The sequence below is a fragment of the Arthrobacter castelli DSM 16402 genome (assembly GCF_000430705.1).
In the GTDB taxonomy this organism is placed as follows: domain Bacteria; phylum Actinomycetota; class Actinomycetes; order Actinomycetales; family Micrococcaceae; genus Arthrobacter_C; species Arthrobacter_C castelli.
The window spans coordinates 1-25527 of record NZ_AUMN01000002.1 but is presented as its reverse complement, the minus strand read 5'-3'; the positions used below and the strand labels follow the sequence as shown (position 1 = coordinate 25527).

At 65.2% G+C, this 25527-nt stretch carries 23 protein-coding genes, 1 tRNA gene, 1 pseudogene and 1 riboswitch; of the genes and pseudogenes, 3 read left to right on the top strand and 22 right to left on the bottom strand.

Annotation, left to right across the window (positions count from 1 at the left end):
• Positions 1-194 precede the first annotated feature (194 nt).
• The 13 genes from H535_RS0102680 to H535_RS0102620 all read right to left on the bottom strand — a co-directional run bounded on the left by H535_RS0102680 (position 195) and on the right by H535_RS0102620 (position 13504).
• Positions 195-267 (bottom strand) — tRNA-Ala (locus tag H535_RS0102680).
• A gap of 136 nt (positions 268-403) precedes the next feature.
• Entirely contained in the window at positions 404-1099 is a 696-nt protein-coding gene (locus tag H535_RS0102675; protein WP_051298403.1) for a histidine phosphatase family protein, read from the bottom strand.
• A gap of 7 nt (positions 1100-1106) precedes the next feature.
• Positions 1107-1574, bottom strand: coding sequence for a ribosome silencing factor (gene rsfS / locus H535_RS23115; protein ID WP_081416406.1), 468 nt, complete (start codon positions 1572-1574; stop codon positions 1107-1109).
• Positions 1575-1611: 37 nt separating this feature from the next.
• A complete protein-coding gene (locus tag H535_RS0102665; RefSeq protein WP_026818316.1) occupies positions 1612-2232 on the bottom strand; it encodes a hypothetical protein in 621 nt (206 codons plus the stop codon).
• An 8-nt stretch (positions 2233-2240) separates the two neighbouring features.
• Positions 2241-2825 carry a nicotinate-nucleotide adenylyltransferase gene (gene nadD, locus H535_RS0102660; RefSeq protein WP_281171220.1) on the bottom strand — a complete coding sequence of 195 codons (585 nt, stop codon included), beginning with the start codon at positions 2823-2825 and terminating at the stop codon, positions 2241-2243.
• A gap of 82 nt (positions 2826-2907) precedes the next feature.
• Complete coding sequence (locus H535_RS0102655; protein ID WP_026818314.1) at positions 2908-3153, bottom strand: hypothetical protein; 246 nt, start codon at positions 3151-3153, stop codon at positions 2908-2910.
• A gap of 155 nt (positions 3154-3308) precedes the next feature.
• On the bottom strand, positions 3309-4655 hold the full coding sequence (locus H535_RS0102650; protein ID WP_026818313.1) for a glutamate-5-semialdehyde dehydrogenase: 1347 nt from the start codon (positions 4653-4655) through the stop codon (positions 3309-3311).
• 54 nt (positions 4656-4709) lie between these two features.
• On the bottom strand, positions 4710-5858 hold the full coding sequence (gene proB / locus H535_RS0102645; protein ID WP_026818312.1) for a glutamate 5-kinase: 1149 nt from the start codon (positions 5856-5858) through the stop codon (positions 4710-4712).
• 26 nt (positions 5859-5884) lie between these two features.
• Entirely contained in the window at positions 5885-7435 is a 1551-nt protein-coding gene (gene obgE, locus H535_RS0102640) for a GTPase ObgE (protein ID WP_026818311.1), read from the bottom strand.
• A gap of 222 nt (positions 7436-7657) precedes the next feature.
• The gene (gene rpmA, locus H535_RS0102635; RefSeq protein ID WP_026818310.1) at positions 7658-7921 is read right to left on the bottom strand and encodes a 50S ribosomal protein L27; all 264 of its coding nucleotides are present in this window, start codon (positions 7919-7921) and stop codon (positions 7658-7660) included.
• A gap of 100 nt (positions 7922-8021) precedes the next feature.
• A complete protein-coding gene (rplU, locus tag H535_RS0102630) occupies positions 8022-8330 on the bottom strand; it encodes a 50S ribosomal protein L21 (RefSeq protein ID WP_026818309.1) in 309 nt (102 codons plus the stop codon).
• Positions 8331-8463: 133 nt separating this feature from the next.
• A complete protein-coding gene (gene thiD / locus H535_RS0102625) occupies positions 8464-9978 on the bottom strand; it encodes a bifunctional hydroxymethylpyrimidine kinase/phosphomethylpyrimidine kinase (RefSeq protein WP_026818308.1) in 1515 nt (504 codons plus the stop codon).
• A 77-nt stretch (positions 9979-10055) separates the two neighbouring features.
• Positions 10056-10152, bottom strand: a riboswitch (TPP riboswitch).
• Between the two features lie 16 nt (positions 10153-10168).
• Complete coding sequence (locus H535_RS0102620) at positions 10169-13504, bottom strand: Rne/Rng family ribonuclease (protein ID WP_026818307.1); 3336 nt, start codon at positions 13502-13504, stop codon at positions 10169-10171.
• A 461-nt stretch (positions 13505-13965) separates the two neighbouring features.
• Here H535_RS0102620 and H535_RS23110 point away from each other — a divergent pair, with 461 nt between their 5' ends.
• On the top strand, positions 13966-14643 hold the full coding sequence (locus H535_RS23110) for a vitamin K epoxide reductase family protein (RefSeq protein ID WP_035768173.1): 678 nt from the start codon (positions 13966-13968) through the stop codon (positions 14641-14643).
• Positions 14644-14682: 39 nt separating this feature from the next.
• Here H535_RS23110 and ndk read toward each other — a convergent pair whose 3' ends face one another.
• From ndk to H535_RS0102590, 5 genes are all read right to left on the bottom strand, one after another.
• Positions 14683-15099, bottom strand: a complete 417-nt coding sequence (gene ndk / locus H535_RS0102610) for a nucleoside-diphosphate kinase (protein ID WP_026818306.1) — start codon at positions 15097-15099, stop codon at positions 14683-14685.
• A 42-nt stretch (positions 15100-15141) separates the two neighbouring features.
• The gene (locus tag H535_RS0102605) at positions 15142-15582 is read right to left on the bottom strand and encodes a DUF4233 domain-containing protein (RefSeq protein ID WP_026818305.1); all 441 of its coding nucleotides are present in this window, start codon (positions 15580-15582) and stop codon (positions 15142-15144) included.
• The gene (locus tag H535_RS0102600; protein ID WP_026818304.1) at positions 15566-16951 is read right to left on the bottom strand and encodes a bifunctional folylpolyglutamate synthase/dihydrofolate synthase; all 1386 of its coding nucleotides are present in this window, start codon (positions 16949-16951) and stop codon (positions 15566-15568) included. Before H535_RS0102600 ends, H535_RS0102605 begins: the two co-directional genes overlap by 17 nt.
• A gap of 2 nt (positions 16952-16953) precedes the next feature.
• Positions 16954-20568, bottom strand: coding sequence for an isoleucine--tRNA ligase (locus H535_RS23105; RefSeq protein ID WP_081416405.1), 3615 nt, complete (start codon positions 20566-20568; stop codon positions 16954-16956).
• A gap of 393 nt (positions 20569-20961) precedes the next feature.
• Positions 20962-21561 carry a hypothetical protein gene (locus tag H535_RS0102590; RefSeq protein ID WP_035768171.1) on the bottom strand — a complete coding sequence of 200 codons (600 nt, stop codon included), beginning with the start codon at positions 21559-21561 and terminating at the stop codon, positions 20962-20964.
• On the opposite strand from H535_RS0102590, the gene H535_RS23100 reads away from it, so the two are divergent.
• Entirely contained in the window at positions 21554-23746 is a 2193-nt protein-coding gene (locus H535_RS23100) for an ATP-binding protein (RefSeq protein ID WP_051298401.1), read from the top strand. The two genes, H535_RS0102590 and H535_RS23100, sit on opposite strands and share 8 nt — an antisense overlap.
• A 160-nt stretch (positions 23747-23906) precedes the next feature.
• Here H535_RS23100 and H535_RS0102580 read toward each other — a convergent pair whose 3' ends face one another.
• From H535_RS0102580 to H535_RS0102565, 4 genes are all read right to left on the bottom strand, one after another.
• Complete coding sequence (locus H535_RS0102580) at positions 23907-24248, bottom strand: type II toxin-antitoxin system PemK/MazF family toxin (protein ID WP_155838504.1); 342 nt, start codon at positions 24246-24248, stop codon at positions 23907-23909.
• Positions 24245-24445, bottom strand: coding sequence for a hypothetical protein (locus tag H535_RS0102575; protein ID WP_026818301.1), 201 nt, complete (start codon positions 24443-24445; stop codon positions 24245-24247). The genes H535_RS0102580 and H535_RS0102575 overlap by 4 nt, the downstream gene beginning before the upstream one ends.
• A gap of 180 nt (positions 24446-24625) precedes the next feature.
• Complete coding sequence (locus tag H535_RS23095) at positions 24626-24943, bottom strand: type II toxin-antitoxin system RelE/ParE family toxin (RefSeq protein WP_155838503.1); 318 nt, start codon at positions 24941-24943, stop codon at positions 24626-24628.
• On the bottom strand, positions 24940-25191 hold the full coding sequence (locus H535_RS0102565) for an addiction module protein (RefSeq protein ID WP_026818300.1): 252 nt from the start codon (positions 25189-25191) through the stop codon (positions 24940-24942). Before H535_RS0102565 ends, H535_RS23095 begins: the two co-directional genes overlap by 4 nt.
• A 57-nt stretch (positions 25192-25248) precedes the next feature.
• Here H535_RS0102565 and H535_RS0102560 point away from each other — a divergent pair.
• Positions 25249-25527, top strand: a pseudogene (locus H535_RS0102560) (AraC family transcriptional regulator); the annotation flags it as partial.

Sequence of the window (25527 nt, the reverse complement as noted above, 5' to 3'; positions counted from 1 at the left end):
GGAGAACGAGAGGGCGACGTTTCACCAAAGTCTACATCGACGACTACGAACTGGCGGGTCGAGAACTAATGGCCCTTCGAAATGCTGCTGGATACGGAGGGCAACCCCAGCGCCCTCAAGGGCTCGAAACAGCAATGAGGCCCGAACCAAATCAGCGTTTCCGTTGGCTTGGTTGGGGCCTCATGTGCGTCGGGTGGAGCTGAGGGGACTCGAACCCCTGACCCCCTGCATGCCATGCAGGTGCGCTACCAGCTGCGCCACAGCCCCGGATTTTGCCCCGCAACGGGAGGGAAACCCTTCCCGCGCCGAAGCAACTTATTTAGTTTAGGACAGACGTTTCCCGGATTCCAAATCGGCCCACATCAGGCCCACATCAGGCTCACATCAGCCGCACGGATTTTGACTATCCCTCCTGGACTGTCACCGGCCTGGGCAACGTTCCGGCGTTATGTTCGGTCAACCGCCAACGCACTTTCCCCTCCAGGGCGCTGTCTTCGACCTCTTCGAGCATCGACCAATTGCAATTTCCGAGTCCGGACAGCACACCCCAGTGCTCAGGGGGCAGCCCGAGCAGATGCGCGATCGCCACCCGTGCCGCTCCCCCATGGGTGACGACGACGACGGTTTCGTCGGCCCCCAGGGTCCCGGCCGCTTCGCTGATACTGTCACCCATCCGGATGGCCATTTCGGCACGGGTCTCTCCCCCGCCCGGACGCACCTGAACGGAACCGGCCGCCCATTGCTCGACCTCGTCGGGGAAACGTTCACTGATGGTGGCAAAGGTCAGCCCCTGCCAATGGCCCAAATAGGTTTCGCGCAGTCGCGCATCGGTGTCGACCCCGGTGCCCGTCAGCTGGGCCAGCGCCTCCGCGGTGTCACGGGCGCGCCGCAGGTCCGAGGAGATAATTCTCGCCGGATCGGTATGCTGCAGATGCCTGGCCGCGGTCGCTGCCTGTTCTCTGCCGGCATCGTCCAGCTCAATGTCCTCCTGGCCCTGGAACCGGCCCTCGGAGTTCCAGCCGGTCCGCCCGTGCCGCCAGAGGATGATCCGTCGGCGGGTCCGGGCAGGATGCCACGCCGGCAGCTTTTGTCCGGACACTGCCTGCCTACCCGGCCGGATCTGTACCGGAGTCGCTGCCGGCCGCGGCGGCGTCGTCCGTCTGTTCCGTGCGGCCCGTGCCCCCGGTGTCTCCGATGCCACTGTTGCTATCGCGCTCCGGCAGTTGCAGATCAACGGCCGGGCAGTCGCCCCAGAGCCTTTCGAGGGCGTAGAAGACGCGGTCCTCTTCGTGCTGGACATGGACCACGATCTCGGCGTAGTCGAGCAATACCCATCGTCCCTCGGACCGTCCTTCGCGACGGACTGGTTTGAGGCCGTGCTTGAGCAGTTGCTCCTCAACGCCGTCGACGATTGCATTCACCTGCCGTTCGCTGGATGCCGAGGCGATCACGAACACATCTGTGATTGCCAAGCGGTCGCTGACATCAAGGGCAACAATGTCCTCGGCCAATTTGTCCGACGCCGCGTGGGCGGCCTGTCGTGCCAATGTGATGGACTCGTCGGTTGCGTTCACCAATCTCCTCAAGTGTTGTTGTGTGCGGGCGGCCCTGTCAGCTGCCCATAATCATAATCAGCCCGACCGCGATGGCAATGGCACCGAGCGCCACCACCAGGGTCTGGATGAGCCTCAGGCGGTTCACACGGGCAAGCCCCCCTGTCATGCTGTCCAATGGCTCGAGCCCGTGAGCGGTATGGGCGCCGACCGGGACGATTTCACCGGCGGAATCTGTTCCGGCGCCACCGGCGCCGGCTGTTGCGGGCCCGGCAACAGGCCGGACCGCTGCGGAGGTAACAACCGGGATGTGCGACGTCGGCGGCGGCTGCATCACCGGATGTTCCCGCCCGGGTACGTGCACGAACTCCAGCGGCGTCACCATCGCCAGATTGTGCGCGGCGGATGGATCATTCGGCGGCGGAACCTGCTGTTGGTGCTGTCCGGCGGCCGGCGGCTGCCGGGACTGCAGCTGTGTTTGCTGCTGCTGCTGCGGCTTCCGGTCTTCGGCGGCCAGGGGCTTATGAGCACGCAGCGCCTCACGGTCGCGGGCGCGGGCCCGCGGCTTCCGTTCGCCCGCTCGTTCCGGCGAGGCGTCCACTGGCGAATCGGCCGCCCGCCGTCGTCCAGGCGCGCGTACAGCTGAACCGCCGCCTTCCGGTTGCCGTTCCTCACTCATTCATAAACTCATTCAGTGCTGTTGATTGATTGGCCATCCCGGTACAGCCGGTACTTTGCGATGTATTGGACGACGCCGTCGGGAACCAGGTACCAGACCGGCTTCGACGCCTCCACTCTCGTCCGGCAATCAGTTGAGGAAATCGCCATCGCCGGCACCTCCAGCAAGCTCACATCCTTGCGTCCCAGATCATCCAGCTCATGGCCGGGCCGCGTGACCCCGACAAAGTGCGCCAGCGACCAGAGTTCGTCGATGTCCTTCCATGACATGATCTGTGCCATTGCGTCCGCACCGGTGATGAAGAACATATCAACTTCAGGGCGGGCATTCTTCAGATCACGCAACGTATCGATGGTGTAGGTGGGGCCCGGCCGGTCGATATCCACCCTGCTGACAGTGAACCGGGGGTTGGAGGCGGTCGCCACCACGGTCATCAGGTACCGGTGCTCGGCGGTGCTGACCCTGCGGCCGTCTTTCTGCCACGGCCTCCCGGTCGGCACGAAAACGACTTCATCGAGACCGTAAACGGCCGCCACTTCGCTGGCGGCCACCAAGTGGCCGTGATGGATGGGGTCGAACGTGCCGCCCATCACCCCCAGGCGAAAGCCCGTTCGCCCGCCGGGCTCCTCTGCTTCCGTTACAGCTGAGGCGGAGGAGGGCCCGGGGGCAGGCACATCAGTAATTGATCTGCTCTTCGTCGTCGTGGCGCTGTTCAACGGGGAAGGTCTTGTGCGGGTCGAGGTGCTCGTCATGCGCTTCATGGCGGTTGCCGAGGTTCGTGAAGGCCACCGTGGTCAGCATCAGCAGCAGGAACACGCCCATGATCCCGACGCCGTAGAGCCATGCCGGCATCGGCAACTCGGTGTGGTGCTGTGCTGTTTCTGCCGAAATTTGAACGACCCCAAGAAGCGGTGTCAGCATGTCTCTCCCCTGGTTTATGTTGAAATCAGCACCAACTGTTGCTGAAAAGGATCTGGACTACATCCTACGCGTTCGCCGGCGGCGCGTCCGTCAGGGTGCTGCGCGGTTACGGCGCCGCGTCGCTGTCGTGCAGCGTCACTGTCGAGTCGCGTCGGTCAGGGCTTAATGTGCCCGTTGCCATTGACGATCCATTTGGTGGTGGTCAGTTCCGGCAGGCCCATCGGACCGCGGGCATGCATCTTCTGCGTGGAGATTCCCACTTCGGCGCCCAATCCGAGTTCGGCGCCGTCGGTAAACCGGGTGGAGGCATTAACCATCACCGCTGCGGAGTCGACTTCTGCGGTAAAGAGCTCGGAGTTGGCCAGGCTGTTCGTCACGATGGCCTCGGTGTGGCCGCTGCTCCAGGTGCGGATGTGCTCCATCGCCTCATCGACGTCGTCGACCATCGCCACGGCCATTTCCAGGTCCATGTACTCGCTGGCCCAGTCGTCGTCGGTTGCCTCCGTTGCGGTGACTCCCCCGGGCAGGGCGGCCATCACCCGCCGGTCCACATGCAGCCGGACGCCTGCCTCGCTCAACCGGGTCAGCAGGGTGCCCAGATGCGGCGAGTCCTTGTGCACCAGCAGGGTTTCGGCAGCGTTGCAGACGCTGGGACGGTGCGTCTTGGCATTGACCGCGATGTCGGCGGCCATCTCTTCGTCCGCCGTGGCATCGACGAACACATGCACGTTGCCTTCGCCGGTCTCGATCACCGGCACTGAGGCGTTGTTGACGACTGTCTGGATCAGGTTGCGGCCGCCACGCGGGATCAGCACATCGACACGGCCGCGTGCCTTCATCAGCGCGTTGGCCCCTTCGCGGCCGTATTCATCGACACTCTGCACGGCATCGGCCGGCAACGATGTCCTGACCAACTCATCCCGGATAATGCCCACCAGCGTCTCGTTGGTGCGGGCCGCGGCACTTCCGCCGCGCAGGATGACCGCATTGCCGCTCTTGATAGCCAATCCGGCGATATCGACAGTCACGTTCGGCCGGGCCTCGTAAATCGCCGCGACCACACCCATCGGCACGTGGACCTGCCGCATCCGCAGCCCGTTGGGCAGGGTCTGCCCGCGGACCACGCTGCCCACCGGATCGGGCAGCGATGCGAGGTTCTCCAGCGCGGAGGCCAGTGAAGCAATCCTGTCCGGATCGAGCCTCAGCCGGTCCAGCAACGCCTTGCTGGTTCCGTTCTCCCGTCCGGCTTCAACATCGAGGGCATTGGCGCGCAGGATGACGTCCTGTTTGGCCATCAGCGCTTCGCCGATGGCCAGCAGTGCGCGGTCTTTCCAACCGCGGTTGGCCCTGGCCACCCGGCGCGAGGCCGTCCGCGCCTGGTCGGCGATGGAGTGCACTGCGGCCTCCACCGGCGATACTGCGGCCTGCCCGGAGCCGGCGTTACCGGCCGCGGTTTGTCCGGTCGATTCTTGTTCAGACGATTGCTGGGCGCTGATAGTCATAAATCCATTCTATCGTTGAGGCATATCGGTTATCGGCGGCCGGTCAGGGCCGATTCAGCGTGGAGGCGGAGTCTTGAACGCCACGAGGTCATTGACGTGGACCACGGATCGTTCGTATTCGCTGCCGAGTTCCCGCGCCAGGTCGCGGGTGGTGCGGCCCAGCATCTTAGGAAGTTCTTCAGAGTCATAATTGACCAGTCCGCGGGCCACGACGTCGCCTTGCCGGTTCACCATTTCAACGGGATCCCCTGCTTCGAAATTTCCACTGACGTGGGTGATGCCCGCCGGAAGCAGCGACCGGCGGCGGTCACGTACGGCACGGGAGGCGCCGTCGTCGAGCTCCAACGTCCCCTCGATCCTGGCCAGATGCGCCAGCCACAGCAGCCGGATCGGCTTGCGGCGACCCTTCGCCGCGAACCAGGTCCCGACGTCGTCGCCGGCCAACGCCTGCGCGGCCTGATCCGTGCTGGTCACCAGCGCGGGGATGCCGGATGCGGCAGCCATCCTCGCGGCGTCGACCTTGGTCACCATCCCGCCGGTTCCCACCCCGGCCGCACCGGTCGAGCCAATCTTGATGTCTTCCAGGTCCGCCGGGCCGTTGACCTGGCTGATCCGCTGGGCGCCGTGCTGTGGCGGCCCGTCGTAGAGCGAGTCGACGTCGGAGAGCAGGATCATGGCGTCGGCCTTGGCCAAGTGGGTGACGAGGGCGGCGAGCCGGTCATTATCGCCAAAGCGGATTTCGTGGCTGGCGACGGCGTCATTTTCGTTCACAATGGGCACGACGCCGAAATTCAGCAGCCGTTCCAGGGCCCGGTGGGCGTTGGCATAGTGGCTGCGGCGGATCAGGTCATCGGCGGTCAGCACCAGCTGGCCGACCTTGACACCGTGGGCGCCGAAAGACTGGTTGTAACGCGACATCAGCAGCCCCTGCCCCACGCTGGCCGCCGCCTGCTGCGAGGCCAGGTCTTTGGGGCGCCGGTCCAGGCCCAACGGGGCGATACCAGCGGCGATGGCGCCCGAGGAGACAAGAATGATCTCCGTGCCCTGCTTGCGCCGTTCAGCAATCACGTCCGACAGACTGATCAGCGCCTGCTCATCGATCCCTCCGGCGACGGAGGTCAATGAGGAGGAACCTACCTTAACGACCACCCTTTGGGCGGTGTCCAGAGATGAGCGGGTTCGCAGGGTACGTTTTGAGGTCATTCGTTCCTAATCGGTGGCGTCGTCGATTATTCGGCGGATTCTTCATCTGTTCGGTCAGAGGTGTCTGTGCCGGTCCAGATCCCGGCGTCCCGTTCGGCGTCAAGCTCCGCCCGGGCAGCGGCGCGGGCATCTTTGCGCTCCTGGTACAACTCACGCTTTTCGCCACGGGTCGGCCGGTCGTAATCTTCCAGCCGCCGATCGTTGCCCCGGGACGAAGCAAGCCGTTCGGCGCCTCCGACCATGGTGGGCTCCCAATCGAAGACGACGGCGTCGTCTTCGCCAATGACCACGGTGGAGCCGGGGACGGCTCCACCCTTGAACAGCTCGTCTTCGACGCCGAGTTTGGCCAGCCGGTCGGATAAGTAGCCAACGGCCTCGTCATTGGTGAAGTCGGTCTGCTGCACCCAGCGCACCGGTTTGGCACCGGTCACCCGGAACAGCGGTTCGCCGCTCTTCTCCTCGCGCCGGATGGCGAACGCGGACTCGTTGACCGCCTTGGGGCGAAGCACGATGCGCGCCGGTTCCGACGCCTCGATGGTTTCGCGGGCAGCGTCGACCAGTGAAGCCATGGCGAACGTCAGCTGGCGCAGCCCGCCGTGGGCGGCGGCGGAGACTTCGAAGACCTGATAACCGCGTTCTTCGAGTTCGGGACGGACGAATTCCGCCAGCTCCCGGGCCTCCGGAACATCGACCTTGTTCAGCGCCACCAGCTTGGGGCGCTGGTTCAGCGGCACCTGGTGGTCCGCTCCGGCATAGCTGGCGTCCACCTCGTAGGCTTGAAGCTCGCGCTCCAGGGCGTCCAGGTCGGACAGCGGATCCCGGCCCGGTTCCAACGTCGCGCAGTCGAGGACATGGACCAGGGCCGCGCAGCGTTCCACGTGCCGCAGGAACTCGAGCCCCAGGCCCTTGCCCTGGCTGGCCCCCGGGATGAGTCCTGGAACGTCTGCAACGGTGAAGCGGGTCGATCCGGCCTCGACGACCCCGAGATTCGGAATCAGCGTGGTGAAGGGGTACTCGGCAATCTTTGGCCGCGCCGCCGACATGGCAGCGACCAGGCTCGATTTGCCCGAAGACGGGAACCCGACGAGCGCGACGTCGGCGACTGTCTTCAATTCGATGACGACATCGCGTGCTTCGCCGGGGACGCCGAGAAGTGCAAATCCGGGTGCCTTGCGCTTGCGGGAGGCGAGCGCGGCATTGCCCAGGCCACCCTGGCCGCCGGCAGCGGCGACAAATTCCGTTCCGGCCCCCGTCAGGTCGGCCAGCACCTCGCCGTCGCGGGTTTTGACCACAGTGCCGTCGGGGACGGGAAGAACCAGCGTCCCGGCGGTGGTTCCGTGTCGCATGCCGCCCTTGCCTGCGCCGCCTTTATCGGCATTGCGGTGAGGGGCGTGATGGTAGGACAGCAGCGTGGTGGTCTGCGGATCGACGCGCAGGATCACATCCCCGCCGTGTCCGCCATTTCCACCGTCGGGACCGCCGAGCGGCTTGAACTTTTCCCTCTTGACCGAGACGCACCCATGTCCGCCGGTACCGCCGGAGACGTGCAGCACGACCCGGTCCACAAAGCTGGCCACTGTGTCTCCTTCGATGTCGCTCGATGTTGGTTGGATGCCCTGTCGGTCAACAGGTGTTGGTTAAAGCTGCTGGTTAACGGCTCGGTTGATGCCGTTGGTTGAATGCACTGTCGGTTAAATGCAATGGGGGCGAGCCGGATGGCTCGCCCCCATTCAGTCTTCGACCGCGCTCCCGGCCGCAGGCTCTCGGCACTGCACAGCGCCGCCGGCGGGTCGTGGAAGCTACTGTGCCGCGGTGCCGCTGACGATGTTCACGACCTTGCGGCCGCGGCGGGTGCCGAATTCGACGGCGCCGGCGTCGAGGGCGAACAAGGTGTCATCGCCGCCACGGCCGACACCGTTTCCGGGGTGGAAGTGGGTGCCGCGCTGGCGGACCAGGATTTCACCTGCCTTGACGACCTGGCCGCCGAAACGCTTCACGCCCAGGTGCTGAGCGTTGGAGTCGCGGCCGTTACGTGTGGAGCTGGCGCCCTTCTTATGTGCCATCTGATTGCCTGCCTTCTAAGAATCTGTACTTGTGCGTCGGTGCCCGTTCGGGTGAAGTTCAGTCGAACTTCGGTGCCGGGTGGAACCCACCCGGCATGGACTATGCGATGTCCGTGACCTTGACCTTGGTCAGCTCCTGGCGGTGGCCCTGGCGCTTCTTGTAGCCGGTCTTGTTCTTGTACTTCTGGATAACGACCTTCTTGCCCCGCAGGTCCTCCAGGATCTCGGCGCTGACCTTGACCTTGGCCAGGTCCTGCGGCGCCGAGGTGATCTTCTCACCGTCGACCAGCAGCAAGGCCGGCAGTTCGATGGTGCTGCCGGCTCCTCCGGGGACGCGGTTGAGGGTAACGAAGTCTCCTACCGAGACTTTCTCTTGGCGGCCGCCTGCGCGGACAATCGCGTACACCACTTGGGAACTCACTTCTCTCGACGTTTCATACTTAAAAGTTTGCGAATGCGAAAGCCGCTACGGTTATGTGCGTGCGCAACAACGGCTGCACGTATCTGGACACGGCTCGCTACGCGGCTATTTGCACTGAGGATCAAGAATACGCCAGATTCGCTCCCTGCCGCAAATGGAGCGGCATAGGCGCGTCGAAGAACTCCAGCTCCCACGCCGCCGCCGTCGTAAACGCTTCGCGGACCTGTCCATGGTTCCCGGGGCCTGCGGCGGCCGCAGCAAAGTCCATGATCCGCACCGCGCGGTCGGTGGCAGCGCGGAAGGCCGGATCTGCGTAGGTATCCAGCCATGCCCGGTACGGATGGGCAGCGGCTTCCGGTTGCTGCAGGTAGCGGCCGTGCAGGGTTTCGCCCACATGCGCGTACAACCAGAAGCACGGCACGACTGCCGCCACGGCAACGGCGTAATCGTCCGTGTCCGCGGCCGATTCCAGGAACTGCAGGTAGCCTTCAGTCACCGGGCCGGCAGACGCGGCCGTTGCATCGGTGCCGAGCCATTCGCGGTGCAGCTCGGCTTCGACGTTGATGCAATTGGCTGCGGCGTCGGCCCAGAAGACGCTGTCCGCTTCAGTCGGGGCCAGCGACGAGATGGTGTGGAGCACCCGGGCGTAGCCCTGAAGATACACGGCGTCCTGGCTCAGATAATAGTCGAACTGCTGCCGCCCGAGCGTCCCGCGCTCCAATTGCCCGATGAACTCCAGGGCGAAGATCCGGCCCCTCACGCCCGCGGTGTCTTCCCACAGGCGGCGGCTGAAGGTGTCCGGCGCCTCCGTCTTGTACCGGTGAAAGTGGTGCACCGGCCCACGGCCGTTGCCGACGTCGAGCACTTGTGACTGTTCCAGCGCGGTACCGAGCCAGTCCTTCACCAGCGACAGGGCTTCGATCCAGCTCTCTGTCTGTGGCCGCACGGCAGCCAGCGCCGAGGACAGCGAGCAGCCGGTGCCATGGGTGTTCCGTGTGGCTATCCGCTGGCCATTGAGCTCGTGGACCTGCTGGTCGGCCGGCAGGGACATGTCGACCACGGCATCGGGACATCCGCCGGAGGCCAGGTGCCCGCCCTTGACCAGCACGGCGGTGCCATGGCGGGTGGAGAGCCGCCGGGCCTGCTCGAGGGCTTCATCCCAGTCAGCTGCGGGAGGCTCCTGCAGCAGCACGCCCAATTCGGCAAGATTTGGTGTCACGAGGTCGACGTGGTTCACCAGCTCGCACAACGCTTCCTCCGCGTCGGTCGCCAGCAGCCGGTCACCGCTGGTGGCCACCATTACCGGATCGAGTACGACGACGGGCGGCCGGTTTGGCTGCAGCCATTCGGCGACGGTTTCAATCACCGCCCGCTGACCCAGCATGCCGATTTTGACCGCATCGATCACCACATCGTCACTGACGGCGTCGAGCTGCTCCCGTAGAAACGACACCGGCGGGGTGTGGGAAGAGCGTACGCCCCCGGTGTTCTGGGCCACCAATGCAGTGACCACTGCCATGCCGTATCCGCCATTTGCACCGATGCTCTTCAGGTCGGCCTGAATTCCTGCCCCGCCTGTGGGGTCGGTGCCGGCGATACTGAGCACCCGGGGGATGGACTTGTCCTTGCGTCTCATCTGTTTCCTTCGCTTCGCTCAGCGAAAGGACATCAGCGGCAGTGCAATCGTGCTGCGCAGTTGATGTGCAACAGTTCCAGATGCCGACGCGACATCCCTTCGCCAGTGCTAACTGGTTCAGGTTCAACGGGTGTGGTTCTCAGCTCCTGGTGCGGAGCACCCCGTGTCACTGTCTTTGACTCTATAGCAATTAGAGCTCAGATGCCGGTACGCCGGTTCCCAGCACCATTGGCGCAGGCGCCTGCTTCCCGGCGTCGGGGGCGCCATCGGCCTCGGGGGCGCCGTCGGCGGCAGCAGCACCGGCGGATTCGGCGGATTTCTCCCCGGAGCCGGAAGCGCCGGTCATTGCGGTATGTCGGTGGGCGGCTTGGGTGGATCCGGGCTGTGACTCGTCGTCGTACGCTTCCACCGGGTTGCTGTTAGCCGCGCCCTGCGCGCTGCGTGCGGAACGATGCCTGCGCGGGCGTCGCTTGCCGGCGCCTGCGACGGAAGGACTTTCCGGGCCGGGCTGCCGGGCGGATTCTGGTGCACCCTTGCCGGATTGGCCTTCGAAGGCCTCCGTCAAGCTGTCCAGAGTGAGTCGAGGCTCCTGGTCGGCTTCGGCGGCCTCGGAGGCGTCCGATTTAGGCACCACGACCGGTTCGCCCTGGATCGTCAGCACAGTCCCTTCGTCCGCTGCCACCTTCGAGCGACCTGCCTGAGCCGGCTCCCGGGACTGTTCGCTTGCGGCAGCAGCCTCCTCGCCGGAGGTGCCTTTACCGGACTGCTTACCGGACTGCTTACCACCCTGCTTACCGGACTCCTTACCCGTGGGCTGCTGCGCTTCCGGCATTTCGGCGTCTTCCTTGGGGTGCTCGCCGGAGGTATGGGAAGCGGCGGCAATATTGGCCAGCGCCTCCCGGGCGGCGTCAGCCTTGGCCTGCCGGTCGCTGTCCGACTCCTCGCTGTTGGCCTGCCTGGCCGGCTGGTTCTCCTGTTGCCGCTGCTTCCGGCTGCGCTTCTTTTCGCTGCGCGACTGCTTTTCGGACCGCAGGTGCTGCTGGTGGTGGCCGTGGTCGACCTTGTGCTGTTCCACCGGCTCGCCATGGGTTACGACTCCCCTGCCGGCGCAGTGTTCGCATGCCTCTCCGAACACTTCCAGCAGCCCGGTGCCCATTCGCTTGCGGGTCATCTGCACCAGGCCGAGCGAGGTCACTTCAGCCACCTGGTGCTTGGTCCGGTCGCGGCCCAGGCATTCGACCATCCGCCGCAGCACCAGGTCGCGGTTGGACTCCAGAACCATGTCGATGAAGTCGATGACAATGATGCCGCCGATGTCCCGCAGACGGAGCTGCCGGACCACCTCCTCGGCAGCCTCCAGATTGTTCTTGGTGACCGTTTCTTCGAGATTGCCGCCGCTGCCGGTGAACTTGCCGGTGTTGACGTCGACGACGGTCATGGCCTCGGTGCGGTCGATCACCAGCGAGCCACCGGAGGGCAGGAAGACCTTCCGTTCCAGTGCCTTGGTGATTTGTTCATCGATCCGCCAGGCGGCGAAGATATCTTCGTCCTTGGTCCACTTTTCCAGCCGGCCCACCAGGTCCGGTGCCACGTAGGTGACGTAGGCCTCGATAGTGTCCCACGCCTCGTCGCCGGAGATGACCAGTTTGGAAAAGTCCTCGTTGAACACGTCACGGACCACCTTGATGGTCAGGTCCGGCTCCGCATAGAGCATTTCCGGAGGGACGGTCTTATTCGAGGTGGAATTGGACTCGATGGATTCCCACAACGCCCGCAACCGGTTGATGTCGTTGGTCAGTTCCTGTTCGCTGGCACCTTCGGCGGCGGTGCGGACGATCACCCCGGCGTTGTCCGGCAGCCGGTCCTTGAGGATCTTCTTCAGCCGGTTGCGTTCGACGTCGGGAAGCTTGCGGGAGATACCTGTCATGGAACCGCCCGGCACATACACCAGGTAGCGGCCCGGAAGTGATACCTGGCTGGTCAGCCGGGCACCCTTGTGCCCCACGGGATCCTTGGTGACCTGCACGACGACGGAATCGCCGGACTTGAGAGCGTTCTCGATCCGGCGGGGCTGGTTCCCCATCCCGGCGGCATCCCAATTGACCTCGCCGGCGTACAGCACCGCATTCCGTCCACGCCCGATATCGACGAACGCTGCTTCCATCGACGGCAGCACGTTCTGCACCTTGCCGACATACACATTGCCGATCAGCGAGTCCTGCTGGGTCCTGGACACAAAATGCTCGGCGAGCACGCCATCCTCCAGCACGCCGATTTGGATCCGTTCATCGCTTTGCCGCACCACCATGGTCCGGTCGACCGACTCCCGCCGGGCGAGGAACTCGGCCTCGGTAATGACCTGCCGCCGGCGTCCTGACTCCCGGGATTCGCGCCGGCGCTGCTTCTTGGCCTCCAACCGGGTGGAGCCCTTGACGCTGGTCACCCCTTCCGACGCGGGTGCCTCGCTGTGCTGGCGCGGGGCCCTCACCCTGGTCACGGTATTGGGCGGGTCGCCATCGTCATCGCCGCCGGTCAGTTCGAGGTCTGAATCACCGCGGCGACGCCGACGACGACGGCGCCCGCTGACGCTTCCGTTGCCGCCATTTCCTTGATCGCCCTTGCTGCCGTTGCCGGTGTCGCCGGAGTCGTCCTGCTCGCTGGCGGGCGTTCCGTCATCGGCGCCGTTGCCGCCGGTGCCACTGTTGTCGCCGTTGCCGCTGTCCCGATTCCGGTTCCTGTTCCGGTTCCGCCGGTTACGGCGGGGCTGGTTGCTGCCCCCGTCGCCGTCAGCGTCACCACCGGAGCCGGCGGTTTCCTCAGCTGTCGCCCCGGAGGGAGAATCCGGGCCAGCGGAAGGCGAAGTGGCGGACTCCGAAGAAGGCGACTTGTCCTTGCCCGACCGGATTTCGCTCAAATCCGGGGCCTGGAAGAGCACCGACACCGGCGGGGTGGCAGGGGCCGACTGAGCGGCGGCTTCCCGCTCATCCTGGTGGCCTGGCTGGTCGCCTGTGCCGGCTGCGGCCCCGGCGGTGGTTGCGTCGGCGCCGCCGGTCGTAGCGGCACTTTCGGTGCCGGCTGTGTCGTTGGTGTCGTCGGCTCTGTCGGTGGCGCTGCCTGCGGTACCGCCGTCGTCGCTGCCTGACTTCGCGTTTCTGCCGCCGGCGCGGGAAGGCGCAGTCCTCTTCTTGGCGGGCGCCCGCGCCGCTTTCCGGGTCGTGGCGCCGGCGCTGCCCGTGCTATCGGCGGTGACCGTGGTCTCCGGCTCGTCGGCTGGTGCATCTCCGCCGGCGGTGTCATTGTTGGCCGGCGGAGCTTCGCTCGCCGCGGCGTCATTTCCCGCAGTCGGGCTCCCGCTTTCCGCCGCCGGAGCTTCACCCGCCGCGGCGTCACTCTGCGCAGCTGGTGCGGACTTCCGTGTCCTGCTGCGGCGTGCGGGCTTTTCGGCCGGAGCCGCCGGGGCGGCTTGATCGTTCAGTTGTTCAGCGGGTTGTTCAGAATCGCTTGATGGAACCTGATCATTATCCATATACAGCTATACTCCAGTCCCTGGCGGTACCGGCCACATTCCGGTCCCCGGGGGACAGTTGTCGTCTGCGCCGCGGGCCGTAGGCCGTCGCGCCAGACGGAAATCGTCATGGTACCCGTGAGCTCGCACCATCACTTGGGGTGCAGTATCACTCACCGGCCAGCGGTAGCTCGTTCCCTGCTGCCTTACCTTTTTCACCAGCAGTGGTTTATCGGCGGATTTCAGGTGCCCTCCGTCACGGGAGCTCTTCGCCCGAAGCATCGCCCACAAGCTTCTCACTGGATTGGATAGACGAATGTGGCTCGCCACCCAACCTGGACTCATTGTCTCACATAGGCCTTCAGTTCTCAGGTAGGCGGTCATGCGCCCCGAGTACAACCCGGCTATGGACCGACCGCGTCGAATCGCCGTTGCCAACTAGAATCGACAAGACAGCCCGGCGAACAGATCCAGGAGACATAGTGGAATCAGCGCGAGAAACCGGTCCTTCCAGCGGCCGCAAGCACCCCGGAGACGACGGCCGCAGGCCCGACTCCGGACCGGCAGCACGGGACGACGCGCCGCGGTTGACCGGCCGGCGCAGCTTTGGACTGTTTCTGGTGATCACCGGCGCTGTGGCGTGGCTCGCGGCCTGGGTACTGGTGTTGGAACGGCTGGCCTTGTTCCGCGACCCCAACTATATTGCCAGCTGCGACATTAACCCGTGGGTCTCCTGCACTTCAGTGATGAAGACCGATCAGGCTGCCCTCTTCGGCTTCCCCAATCCGCTCATCGGCATTGTTGCCTTTGCCGTTCCCATCACCACCGGAATGGTGCTGCTGGCAGGTGGCAGTGTCAGTCGCTGGTACTGGATCGGGCTGCAGACCGGGGTGACGCTGGGCATGGCATTCATCGGATGGCTGTGGTTCCAGTCCGTCTACGTCATCGGAGCCCTGTGCCCCTATTGCATGGTGGTGTGGGCGATGATGATTCCGATGTTCGTCTGGGTCACCGTCCGAAACGCAAACCACGGCGTCCTGAAGCTGCCGGACGGTCTGCTCCGGGTGGTCAATGAATGGGCCTGGGTGCTGGTGGCCCTTGCCTACCTCGGCATTATCACCAGCATCATATTCAGGTTCTTCATCGGCAACTTTGGCTGATGACTGATCGGTTGGCCGCGACGCGCCGGCGGTTTCGGGTCAGCCGAACCAGATTCCGATCTCGCGTTCGGCCGACTCGGGCGAGTCGGATCCGTGCACCAGGTTCTGCTGCACCTTCAAGCCCCAGTCCCGGCCAAAGTCGCCACGGATGGTGCCCGGAGAGGCAACCGTCGGCTCAGTCGATCCCGCCAGGGTCCGGAAACCTTCGATGACCCGCTCCCCGGTGAAGATGGCCACCACCATCTGCCCGCTGAGCATGAACTCCACCAGCGGTTCATAGAACGGCTTGCCCACGTGCTCCTCGTAATGCTGCTCCAATTGTGTGCGGGTCGCGTTGGTCAGCTTCAGGTCGGCCAGGGTGTAGCCCTTGGCCTCCACGCGGGCCAGGATAGTTCCGGTCAGCTGACGGGATACGCCGTCGGGCTTAATCAGAACCAGGGTGCGTTCAGTGCTCATAGATGTCTCCTTGAATCGTTGTCGATGGATAGCGGTTTAACTCTAATTGCCTGGCTCGGGATGGTCGCGCTCCCACTCGGCCTGCGCAGCATCCCTCCGGGCATTTTCCCGGTCCAGCCGGGCACCGGTATGAATCCCGTACCACCAGGTCAAGGCAAACAGGACACCGACCAGGAACATCATCGGGACGATAAACCCGGTCGCGATCAGCAGCACCTGCAGCAGCCATCCAACGGTGTCGCCGAAGCTCTTGGCCAGCAGCGCGCAGGCGGCCACCAGTACGCCACTCAGTGCAATACCGCACGTCAGCAGCACCGCCGGCGGCAGGCCCTGTGCTTCGATCCCGAACGCGACAAGGGTCGCGAAGAACACCACAAAGGCTTCCAGCGCCAGCACAGTGGAGCCGAACATCACCTTGATGGAACGCCGCTTGCGCGGCTTATCGGGATGCCATTCGCGTTGGGCTTTAGTCAGCCGGGCCATTGGCACTCCCCTTTGGCAGCAACAGCGTGCGGGCTTCGCCGACGACGGTGATCGAGCCGGTAATCAGGATTCCTCCGGCCAAATCATTGTCCTCTTCGCTGCGCGCCACCGCCCATTCGATGGCGTCGTCGAGGGCGGGCTGGACGAAAACCGACTCCGAAGGGACGCCCCATCCGACGGCGTCCTCGGCCAGCTGCTCCGCGGGAATGGCACGCGGTGACGATGATTGGGTGAAACAGAAGACCGGATTCAGCTCAGCGAGCGAGTCCTTCAGTTCGGTCACGATTCCCTGGGCATCCTTCTCCCGCAGGGCCCCGAGCACGATCACCAATTTACTCAAGCTGAAGGATTCCAGCACGGCACCAGCGGTGGCCCGTGCGCCGTCGGGATTGTGCGCGGCGTCGATAATCGTGGTCGGCGCAGCACGCACCACCTCCATGCGCCCGGGCGAGGTCACTTCGGCGAACGCCTCGCGCAGCACATCGGTCTCCAGCGCCTTCTGGCCGCCTCCGATGAATGCCTCCAGCGCGGCGACGGCGACGGCGGCATTCTGCGACTGGTGAATGCCGTGCAGGGGCAGCAGCAGATCTTCGTAGGTGCCCGCGAGGCCGGATATGGTCAGCTGCTGTCCGCCGACGCCCATTACCCGGGCATCGACGCCGAACTCGACCCCCTGGAAACGGAACGGAGCCTCAACCTCCTGGGCCCGCTCCAGCAGTACCTGGGCGGCTTCCACCGGCTGCGCGGCGCTGACCAGGAAGCCGCCCTCCTTGATGATCCCGGATTTCTCCAGTGCGATTTCCGTCAGCGTCTCGCCCAGCAGGTCCGTGTGGTCCGCGGAGATCGGCGTGACGACGGCGACCTGTCCATCGGCGACGTTGGTCGCGTCGGTGATTCCGCCGAGACCGACTTCAACCACTGCCACGTCGATCGGCTCGTCCGCGAAGACGGCGAAGCCCAGGATGGTCAGGCATTCGAAGTAGGTCAGCCGCGGCTCGCCCTCATCGGCGAGTTCGTGGTCCACCATGTCCAGCACCGGGCGGATCTCGTCCCAGATCTTCACGAAGGTGGCGTCGGCGACCGGTTCGCCATCCACGCTGATCCGCTCGGTCACCTTGGCCAGGTGCGGGCTGGTGTAGCGGCCGGTCCGCAGCCCGAGGGCCCGCAGCCCGGCTTCGATGATCCGCGCCGTCGAGGTCTTCCCGTTGGTGCCGGTCAGGTGGATCACCGGGTAGGCCTTCTGCGGGTCCCCGAGCAGTTCCATCACCCGGAACAGCGGGTCGAGACGCGGTTCCATCTTTGACTCCGGCGCCCTCGAGAGCAGGTCCGCATATACGCTTTCGACGGAAAACTCGTCGTCGTGTGCCATGTTCAGGCCTCCAATTTCTCGACTGCCACGGCCATCAGGTCGTCGGCGTCATCTGTGGCCGCCGCGTCCGGGCGTGCGTCGGGTCCGTTTCCTGCGCCTGGTGTGCCGGTTCCGGCGGGGTTCAACACCAGGTCGTCGGTGAGTGTTTCGGTTTTGACCAGTTCGCTGTTGGCCTCGATCGCGTCGAGGACCTGTTGCTCGGCCGTTACGGCCGTGCGGATGCGGTCACTGATGTGCAGCCCGGCATCGCGCCTGGCCTGCTGGATCGCCCGCACCGCGTCACGGGACATTCCCTCGGCCCGCAGCGCATCGGTCAATTCGGTATCCAGCACCACGAAACCGCCGGCGGGAAGCACGCTGACCGCCCGGCCGGATCCGCCGTCATCGTCAACAACTGTCTCCAGCGAGTACTCGCCGTGCTGCAGCGCCAGCGAGCCGGCAGTGACTGTGCCGTCGTCGTCAACGGACCAGTCGCCGCTCTTGGCACCCTTGATCGCCACCTGCACATCCTTGCCCAGCCGGGGCCCGGCGGCGCGGGCGTTGACGACCAGCTTCTGGCTGATGCCAAACTCCTCCGGCTGCGCCGCGGTGTCATCCACCAGCCGCACGGACTTGATGTTCAGCTCGTCGGCGATGATCGAGGCATAGTTGCCGTCCAGCCGTTCGGCGGAAGGTGCGACAACTGTCAATTCCTGCAGCGGCTGGCGCACCCTCAGGTTCGCAGCCTTGCGCAGGCTGGAACCGGTCGAGCAAATCTGCCGGGTGCGATCCATGTCCTCGACGAGCCCGGTATCAACCGGGAAGGCCGCCGCCTCCGGCCAGTCGGTCAGATGCACCGATCGTCCGCCGGTCAGCCCGCGCCAGATTTCCTCGCTGACCAGAGGCAGCAGCGGGGCGGCCACCCGGGCCACGGTCTCCAGGCAGGTGTACAGCACGTTGAAGGCGGCCGGGTCTTCGGCAAAGAAGCGCTGCCGACTGCGGCGCACATACCAGTTGGTCAACGTATCCAGATAGAGCCGGAGGTTTTCGGCCGCGCCGCTGATATCGAAGGCATCCAGCGCCGTCGTCATGGAGCGGACCAGATCGCCCGTGTTGGCCAGGATGTACGCGTCGAGGGGGTCGGTGGGGGTCTCCACGCGGGTCTCCGCGCGCTCGCTGGCGCTCGCTTGGTCGACCACCGGGGCGTTGGTCGAGTCAGGCATCGAGACCGCACTGGCGTCGTAGCCGTTGCCGCCGTCGGCCGCGTTGGCGTACAGGCTGAAGAAGTGCCAGGCGTTCCACAGCGGCAGCATCACCTGCCGGACGCCGTCGCGAATCCCCTGCTCCGTGACCACCAGGTTGCCGCCACGCAGGATGGGACTGGCCATCAGGAACCAGCGCATCGCGTCCGAGCCGTCCCGGTCCAGCACCTCGGTGACGTCCGGGTAGTTCTGCAGGGACTTGGACATCTTTTGCCCGTCCGAACCCAGCACGATGCCGTGGCTGATCACGTTGCGGAACGCGGGCCGGTCGAACAACGCCGTGGCCAGCACATGCAGGGTGTAGAACCAGCCGCGGGTCTGGCCGATGTACTCGACGATGAAGTCACCCGGGTTGTGGTTGTTGAACCACTGCTCGTTTTCCATCGGGTAATGCACCTGGGCGTAGGGCATCGACCCTGAATCGAACCAGACGTCGAGCACGTCCTCGACCCGGACCATGGTGGAGCCGCCCTGCTCGGGGGTGCGCGGATCGTCCGGATTCGGGCGGGTCAGTCCATCGATGAACGGCCGGTGCAGGTCCGGCTCGCCCTCGTGGTTGCGCGGTATCCGCCCGAAGTCGGCTTCGAGTTCGGCCAGCGAGCCGTACACGTCGGTGCGCGGGTGGGCCGGGTCGTTCGACTGCCACACCGGGATGGGACTGCCCCAGTACCGGTTGCGGCTGATGGACCAGTCCTTGGCGTTTTCCAGCCACTTGCCGAATTGGCCGTCCTTGACGTTCTCCGGGATCCAGTTGATCTGCTGGTTCAGCTGGCCCATCCGCTCGTTGAAGCTGGATACTTCGACGAACCAGGAGGACACGGCGCGGTAGATGAGCGGGTTACGGCACCGCCAGCAGTGCGGGTAGGAGTGATCGAGGGTGGACTGGCGAAGCAGCCGGCCCGATTCCTTCAGCTGCCGGACGATCGCCTTGTTCGCCTCGAACACCTGGACACCGGCGATGGCCGACAGCGGCCCGTCGGCGAACAGCGGGAGGAATTTCGCGCCTTCGTCGACGGAGAGGATCACGCCGATGCCGGCCTCTTCGGTGATCTTCTGGTCTTCTTCACCATAGGCCGGCGACTGGTGCACGATGCCGGTGCCGTCGGTGGTTGTGACATAGTCAGCGACCAGGAAGCGGAAGCCGTTGCGGTAGCCACCGCGTTCGGGGTCGGCGAAGTAGTCCCACAGCGGCTCGTAGCCCAACCCGTCCAGTTCCCGGCCGGTCAAGGTGTCGACGACGGCGGCGTGCGCCTCTTCGGCGGTGTCGTAACCGAAGTCCTTGGCATAGCTGCCGAGCAGATCCTCGGCGATCAGGTACCGGGTCTCCGCGCGCTCGCTGGCGCTCGCTTGGTCGACCACCGCGTCGGTGGTCGAGTAAGGCGCCCCGCGCCGCATCGAGACCGCGCTCGCTTGGTCGACCACCGCGTCGGTGGTCGAGTAAGGCGCCCCTCGCCGCATCGAGACCGCGCTCGCTTCGTCGACCGCCGTTGGTCGAGCAGGGCGCCCCGCGCCCGTGTCGAGACCGGGCACGACGACGTAGTTGATGTCGGGGCCGACGGCGAGGGCGGCGTTGGTCGGCAGGGTCCACGGCGTCGTCGTCCACGCCACAGCCTTGACCCCCGCCAGCCGGGCGGCACCTGAGCTGCCGCCGTCGTCGTCGGCCGGGCCGGTAATGGGGAACGTGACAGTGACCGTCGGGTCCTGGCGCATCTGGTAGACGTCCTCATCCATCCGCAGTTCGTGGTTGGACAGCGGCGTCTCGTCTTTCCAGCAGTACGGCAGCACCCGGTAACCGCTATAGGTCAGGCCCTTTTCATGGAGCGACTTGAAGGCCCACATCACAGATTCCATGTACTCGACGTTGAGCGTCTTGTAGTCGTTGTCGAAGTCGACCCACCGGGCCTGGCGGGTGACGTAGTCCTTCCATTCGTCGGCGTACTTCAGCACCGAAGCCCGGCAGGCATCGTTGAACTTGTCGATGCCCATGGCTTCGATCTGTTTCTTATCCGTCATGCCGAGTTGCTTCATCGCCTCGAGCTCGGCCGGAAGACCGTGGGTGTCCCAACCGAAGCGGCGCTCGACCCTGCGGCCGCGCTGGGTCTGGTAACGGCCCACCAGGTCCTTGGCGTAGCCGGTCAGCAGGTGGCCATAGTGTGGAAGCCCGTTGGCGAATGGGGGGCCGTCGTAGAAGACGAACTCGTTCTCGCCGTTCTCGCCCGGGTCCCTGGCGTCGATACTTGCCTGGAAGGTGCCGTCCTGGTCCCAGTACTTGAGCACACGCTCTTCGATCTGCGGGAAAGAGGGTGAAGATGTAGCGGCCGCCGTGGCGGAGTCGGCGGTGGTGGCTTTGGGATAATTCTGAGGCATCTGGGACATCCTGGTTGTGGCCGGTACAGGATGCGAGGACGTCAGCTGCCACCGTCGACGCCGGCCACCTGATGACCGCTGCGTCGCGCCGGCACCACTTGGCGCGGTACCACCTCACTTGCCACCGCCGACGGCTGTTGCCAGCTGTCGAACGGTCGCCGCTCGTTAGCTGCTGTGACGGGCTTACCCGTCCGGTTCTACTGGGAATCCCCGCTGCGGTGCGGGTGGTTCCGTTCTTCCGGAAGCTCGCCGGTGATATCCGGGTCAACGCCGATACATCGATTCTACTAGTACCGGGGCTGCGAGCGCCAAAGCCGGCCGTGAGCACCTGTCAGTTGTGGGGATGCGCGCACTCGCCGGAGCAGGCGGCGGCCGACGGCTTGTCGCAACAGCCGCCGCCGGCTACGGAGAACTCAGCCGGGGCCTTCGACACGGGCGCGCTGCAGAAACAGGACGACTGCACGTCGTGGCGTGGTTCGAGTCGACCACGTCCCGGTAGTTTCCGCACTGGACATCAATGTGCGTTGGCATATGCACCAGATGTCCGGCGTCGGGCACCAGGTTCCGCAGTTCATCGCCGCAGGTCAGCGCCTGTTCCGGCACCGGCGACATTTCCATCAGGTGCAGATACAGGTGCCATAGGCCCGGGTGCGGGGGCAGACCCGCGGCACGCACCCGCCCCATGCTGTCGGCGAGGACATCGAGGCATTCCTCCGTGTCGGCGCCGTCGGCGGGCTGTCCGGAATGCAGGTCCCACATTTTCCAAGGACTGCGGTTCATCAGTGCTTCGACGAAGTGGGCCGCAACATCCGGGTCGTCGCCGAACTGCCGGTGGAGCGTCCTCATCTTGTTGGCGTAAGCGGTGTTCCAGGCCTGCATATCCGCTGCCGGCTGGTCGGATTGATAGCGGAAGAGCAGGGCGTTGACCAAGGCTTGTTCGACGGCGGAGGCACCGTCCATGTGCCGGCGCGCCTGCGCGCAGGCGCGCCGGGCCGTGGACACCTCCCTGTCCAGTTTTGTGGGCCACACCCGCGACATGGCAGCAATCATCGACCAGCTGCGGCAGGTGCGGCTGCTGACGTTGACCGGCGCAGGAGGCGTCGGCAAGACCCGGCTGGCGGCGGCGGTCGCGACCTCTTTGTCCCAGGAGTACGGCGACGGCACCTGGCTGTGCGAATTGGCACCGATCCGGGAGGCGGCGGCGGTCGAAGAGTCGCTGCTGACTGCCCTGGGAATTAAGCAGCAACAGGGGGCAACGGTCATGCAGAGCCTGCTGAACGTATTGCGCGGCCGGAGATTGTTGTTGATCCTCGACAACTGCGAGCACGTGATCGATACCGTCAGCCACCTGGCGCAGGCGATTGTCTCCAGCTGCCCGGCGGTGACAGTGCTGGCGACGAGCCGGCAGCCGCTCAACATCGAGGGCGAGCAGCGGTGGCCTGTCGAGCCGTTGTCCGTTGTTGCACCGGGAGGAGCCGAGGCACCGGATGGAGCCGCAGGGCACAAGCCGGCAGCTGCCGCCGAACCAGCTGCCGCCGTCCGACTGTTCCGCGACCGTGCCGCGTCCGCGGATCCTGCGTTCGATGGGTCCTCAGCCGAAGCTATCGCGGAAATCTGCGAACGGCTCGACGGCGTCCCGCTCGCCATTGAGCTGGCAGCCGCCCGGGTGCCGGCGCTCGGAACCGACGAGCTGCGGCGCCGGCTGGATGACCGGTTCCGCCTGCTGACTGCCGGTCCGCGCACAGATCCGAGGCACCGCAGCCTGTCCGCCGTCGTCGACTGGTCCTACGACCTGTTGTCCGACGAGGAGCAGATCGTTTTCTCCCGGTTGTCCGTCTTCGCCGGCAGCTTCACCCTCGATGCGGCCGAACAGGTGTGCTGCTCGGGCAGTATCGAGCGCGGTTCTGTGGCGGTGTTGGTTGCCGGCCTGGTCGACGCTTCCATGCTGGTCAGGGACCGGACAGGCACTGCGGGCGACCGGTTGCGGCTGCTCGAAACGCTGCGCCAGTACGCCGCCGAACGCCTTGCCGCACACGGTGACACCGATCTGCTGCGCCACCGGTTCGCGGAATATTATGCCGGCCTGGCCGAAACGGCCGAACCGCAGATACGCGGTCCGGACGAGGCTGCCTGGGTGTCACGCCTCGACGATGAACTGGACAATTTGCGAGCGGCTCACCAGCATGCCATCGGCGCCGACGACGTCGAACTGGCCCTGCGGCTGCCCGCCGCATTGCACTATTACGCCTTCTTCCGCCTGCGCGATGAGGTCCACGGCTGGGCCGAGGCTTCGCTGGCGCTGACCGGCGACCGGTGGCACCGGTTGCTGGCGCAGGTGCAGGGGGCCGCCGCCGAACGAGCCGGGCATCATGGCGACCTCCACCGAGCCATCGGGCTGGCCGAGCGCGGTCTTGCCGCCGCCCGTGACCCGCTCTCCAAGATCCGGCCGCTGGAGACACTGGCCGTCGTGGCCTTGTATGAAGGACGCCTGGACGATTGCTTCGGCTACGCCCGGGAGGCGCTTGAGGTGACGGTTCCGGCGCACGAACATTACAACACCGCTTTTGCCTATCTGCACCAGGTGCTGTCATGCATCTACGGTGGCGACCGCCCGGCCGCGCGCCGCCTGATGTCCAAGGTTCAGGAGGCAGCCGAGCTGTGCGGAAACCCCACCCATCTGGCGTGGACCGCCTACTGCCGGGGTGAACTCCTGTCCGCCGAAGACGCCGACGCAGCGCTGGCCCGCTTCGAGGACGCCGTCGCCATCGCGGACACGGTCCGGAACTCTTTCACAGCCGGAGTCGCGCGGGTGTCCATCGGCACCCTGCGCAGCCGCCACGGTGATACCGGCGACGCGCTCCGGTCATTCCACGAGGTAATCGAACACTGGTACCGGGTCAACGATTGGGTCCACCAGTGGACCACGCTGCGCAACTTGATTGACCTATTCGCCCGGCTCGAAGCGAACCTTGATGCTGCAGTTTTGTACGGGGCTGTTGTCCATCCCCGCACCGGCGCCACCGCCTTCGGCGCCGACCAGGAGCGGATGTCGGCGGTGGCCTCGTCGCTGAGGAAGGCGATCGGCGACGACGACTTTGAAGCCGCAGTCGCCCGCGGCGGCCAACTCTCTGACGATCAGGCAGTTGGTTACGCCCTTCACGGTATCGAACGGGCATTGCAGGGCTGATCGGCTGCTGTGGCTGGTTCGGCAAAGTCCTCCCCACACGCCATGCTTCCCCCACATCTACGCCACCGCCCAGGTCATTCGTTCAGGCGACTCGTCCAGTAGGCCGGCCGGCGCACGGCTGGCGACGTGTGTCACCTAAGGATCCTTGACCGGTCGCCGTCTATGAAGACCGGGGTGGGTTCACGTCCTGAACTCCGAGGTAATGGGCCAGCGCGAGCTCGACCTCTGCAAGTTGATCCCGGATGAGGTAGTCGACGGGGTCACCGACGACGTAGTCCACGTCGATCGAGCGGATTTGGTCGACCAGCATTCGCGTCGATCGACCAGCGACTTCGAGCTCGGGACGATGGACAGATAGGCCAGCCGAGGTGGACGTAGGAACCACGGTGACGACGGACAACGGCGAGTCCGACGGGGACAGGACCAGACCCAATCGCTTGCCGCCCTGCTCGTGGCTCCGAGGGCGACCCAAGTCGACCCTGTAGACGGCCCCGCGGATCACCAGGCCTCTGGCTCCGTGTTGATGTCCTCGCCCTTTAGCGCTTCAGCGTCTGCGCGGAACTGGGCCAACCAGCGTTGGTGATCCAGCAGCCGTAGCGCGCGGCGCAGCGTGTCCGAGGTACTCTCGCCGGGCTGCCCCGCCTCGCGCAGGATGCGCTCGTCGTCCGGCGTCGGACGGAAACCGATCGATGTAGACATGGCACTAATCTTACCGCACGTTTGACAAATGTTGAACACAGGGGCCGGCATGAGCCCCTTAGCGGATCCCCTGCGGGACGCGCAGATCTCGGGGAAGGTCCCCACTTACAGATCAGTGCCAACTTAGGAGCCTCGACCGTGTCCGCTGAGCATGACGAGCGGCCGAGCCCACCAAGCAGGTTACTCGTTGAGGCGATTCGTCCAGTAGCCGGGTCGGCGACGCTCGTGCGCATACGCCACAATGACGACTTCGTCATTGTGGACGATGTACTTGATGTCGTATCGAAATCCCGCGACGCTCCTGGTGCGGACGGCCGGTTTCCGACGCTCACCTCTGTGCAGACCCCAGCTATGTGGAGAATCCAGAATGCTATTGATTGCGGCCTCGACAGCGTCAGCGAACTTGTCGCCCCAGCCCTCGCGTTCGTCCTCGAGGAAAAGCACAGCCTCACGGAGCTCGGCGTGGGCTGCTTCATGCTCACGCCATCGATACGTCACTTACGACGCGCAGCGAGCTCAGCGCGGATTTGAGTCAAGCCATCGCGTCCATCTACGAGTCTGGCCTGTCCACTGACGACCTCCGCGACACGTCGGTCAATCACGTCATCCCACGCACCATCGATATCGGCCTGTTCGCTGTCGGTGTCCTGATCAACGCTTAAGCGGAGCATCCGAGCGGCCTCCAGCCGTTCGTCAGGCGTCAGCTCGTAACCCGCCTCAACGTACTCCGCAAACCTCTGTGCCATATCAATAGTCTACGCCAGCTCGCCGACATCGACACGGCCGAGTACGCCGACGGCTGCGTGGTCACCACGCCCACCCGCACGTTGGAGTTCGGCTACCCGCTCTGGACCCGGTCAGTCGGCGTGCACCTCAAGCCGTGGGGGTCGGCGCCGTTCCTGCCGATGCCCGCGGCCGAGCTGTGTGACCGGCCGGTGATGTTGGAGCAGGTGTGGGGCCGGCACGCCGTCGCTGAGCTGCGAGACCGGCTGGCCACGGCGGACGGACCGCATGAGATGCTGACGCTGCTCGAGGATGAGCTGCTGCGACGGCTGCGCGAGACCGCCGGCCTGGGGCTCGTC

What these genes read in the sequence shown, in the direction of transcription:
- H535_RS0102665 (WP_026818316.1), bottom strand. Translation starts at nt 2,232, where the DNA reads ATGAGTGAGGAACGGCAACCGGAAGGCGGCGGTTCAGCTGTACGCGCG.
- H535_RS0102655 (WP_026818314.1), bottom strand. Translation starts at nt 3,153, where the DNA reads ATGCTGACACCGCTTCTTGGGGTCGTTCAAATTTCGGCAGAAACAGCA.
- H535_RS0102650 (WP_026818313.1), bottom strand. Translation starts at nt 4,655, where the DNA reads ATGACTATCAGCGCCCAGCAATCGTCTGAACAAGAATCGACCGGACAA.
- proB (WP_026818312.1), bottom strand. Translation starts at nt 5,858, where the DNA reads ATGACCTCAAAACGTACCCTGCGAACCCGCTCATCTCTGGACACCGCC.
- rpmA (WP_026818310.1), bottom strand. Translation starts at nt 7,921, where the DNA reads ATGGCACATAAGAAGGGCGCCAGCTCCACACGTAACGGCCGCGACTCC.
- thiD (WP_026818308.1), bottom strand. Translation starts at nt 9,978, where the DNA reads ATGAGACGCAAGGACAAGTCCATCCCCCGGGTGCTCAGTATCGCCGGC.
- H535_RS0102620 (WP_026818307.1), bottom strand. Translation starts at nt 13,504, where the DNA reads ATGGATAATGATCAGGTTCCATCAAGCGATTCTGAACAACCCGCTGAA.
- ndk (WP_026818306.1), bottom strand. Translation starts at nt 15,099, where the DNA reads ATGAGCACTGAACGCACCCTGGTTCTGATTAAGCCCGACGGCGTATCC.
- H535_RS0102605 (WP_026818305.1), bottom strand. Translation starts at nt 15,582, where the DNA reads ATGGCCCGGCTGACTAAAGCCCAACGCGAATGGCATCCCGATAAGCCG.
- H535_RS0102600 (WP_026818304.1), bottom strand. Translation starts at nt 16,951, where the DNA reads ATGGCACACGACGACGAGTTTTCCGTCGAAAGCGTATATGCGGACCTG.
- H535_RS23105 (WP_081416405.1), bottom strand. Translation starts at nt 20,568, where the DNA reads ATGTCCCAGATGCCTCAGAATTATCCCAAAGCCACCACCGCCGACTCC.
- H535_RS0102575 (WP_026818301.1), bottom strand. Translation starts at nt 24,445, where the DNA reads ATGTCTACATCGATCGGTTTCCGTCCGACGCCGGACGACGAGCGCATC.
- H535_RS0102565 (WP_026818300.1), bottom strand. Translation starts at nt 25,191, where the DNA reads ATGGCACAGAGGTTTGCGGAGTACGTTGAGGCGGGTTACGAGCTGACG.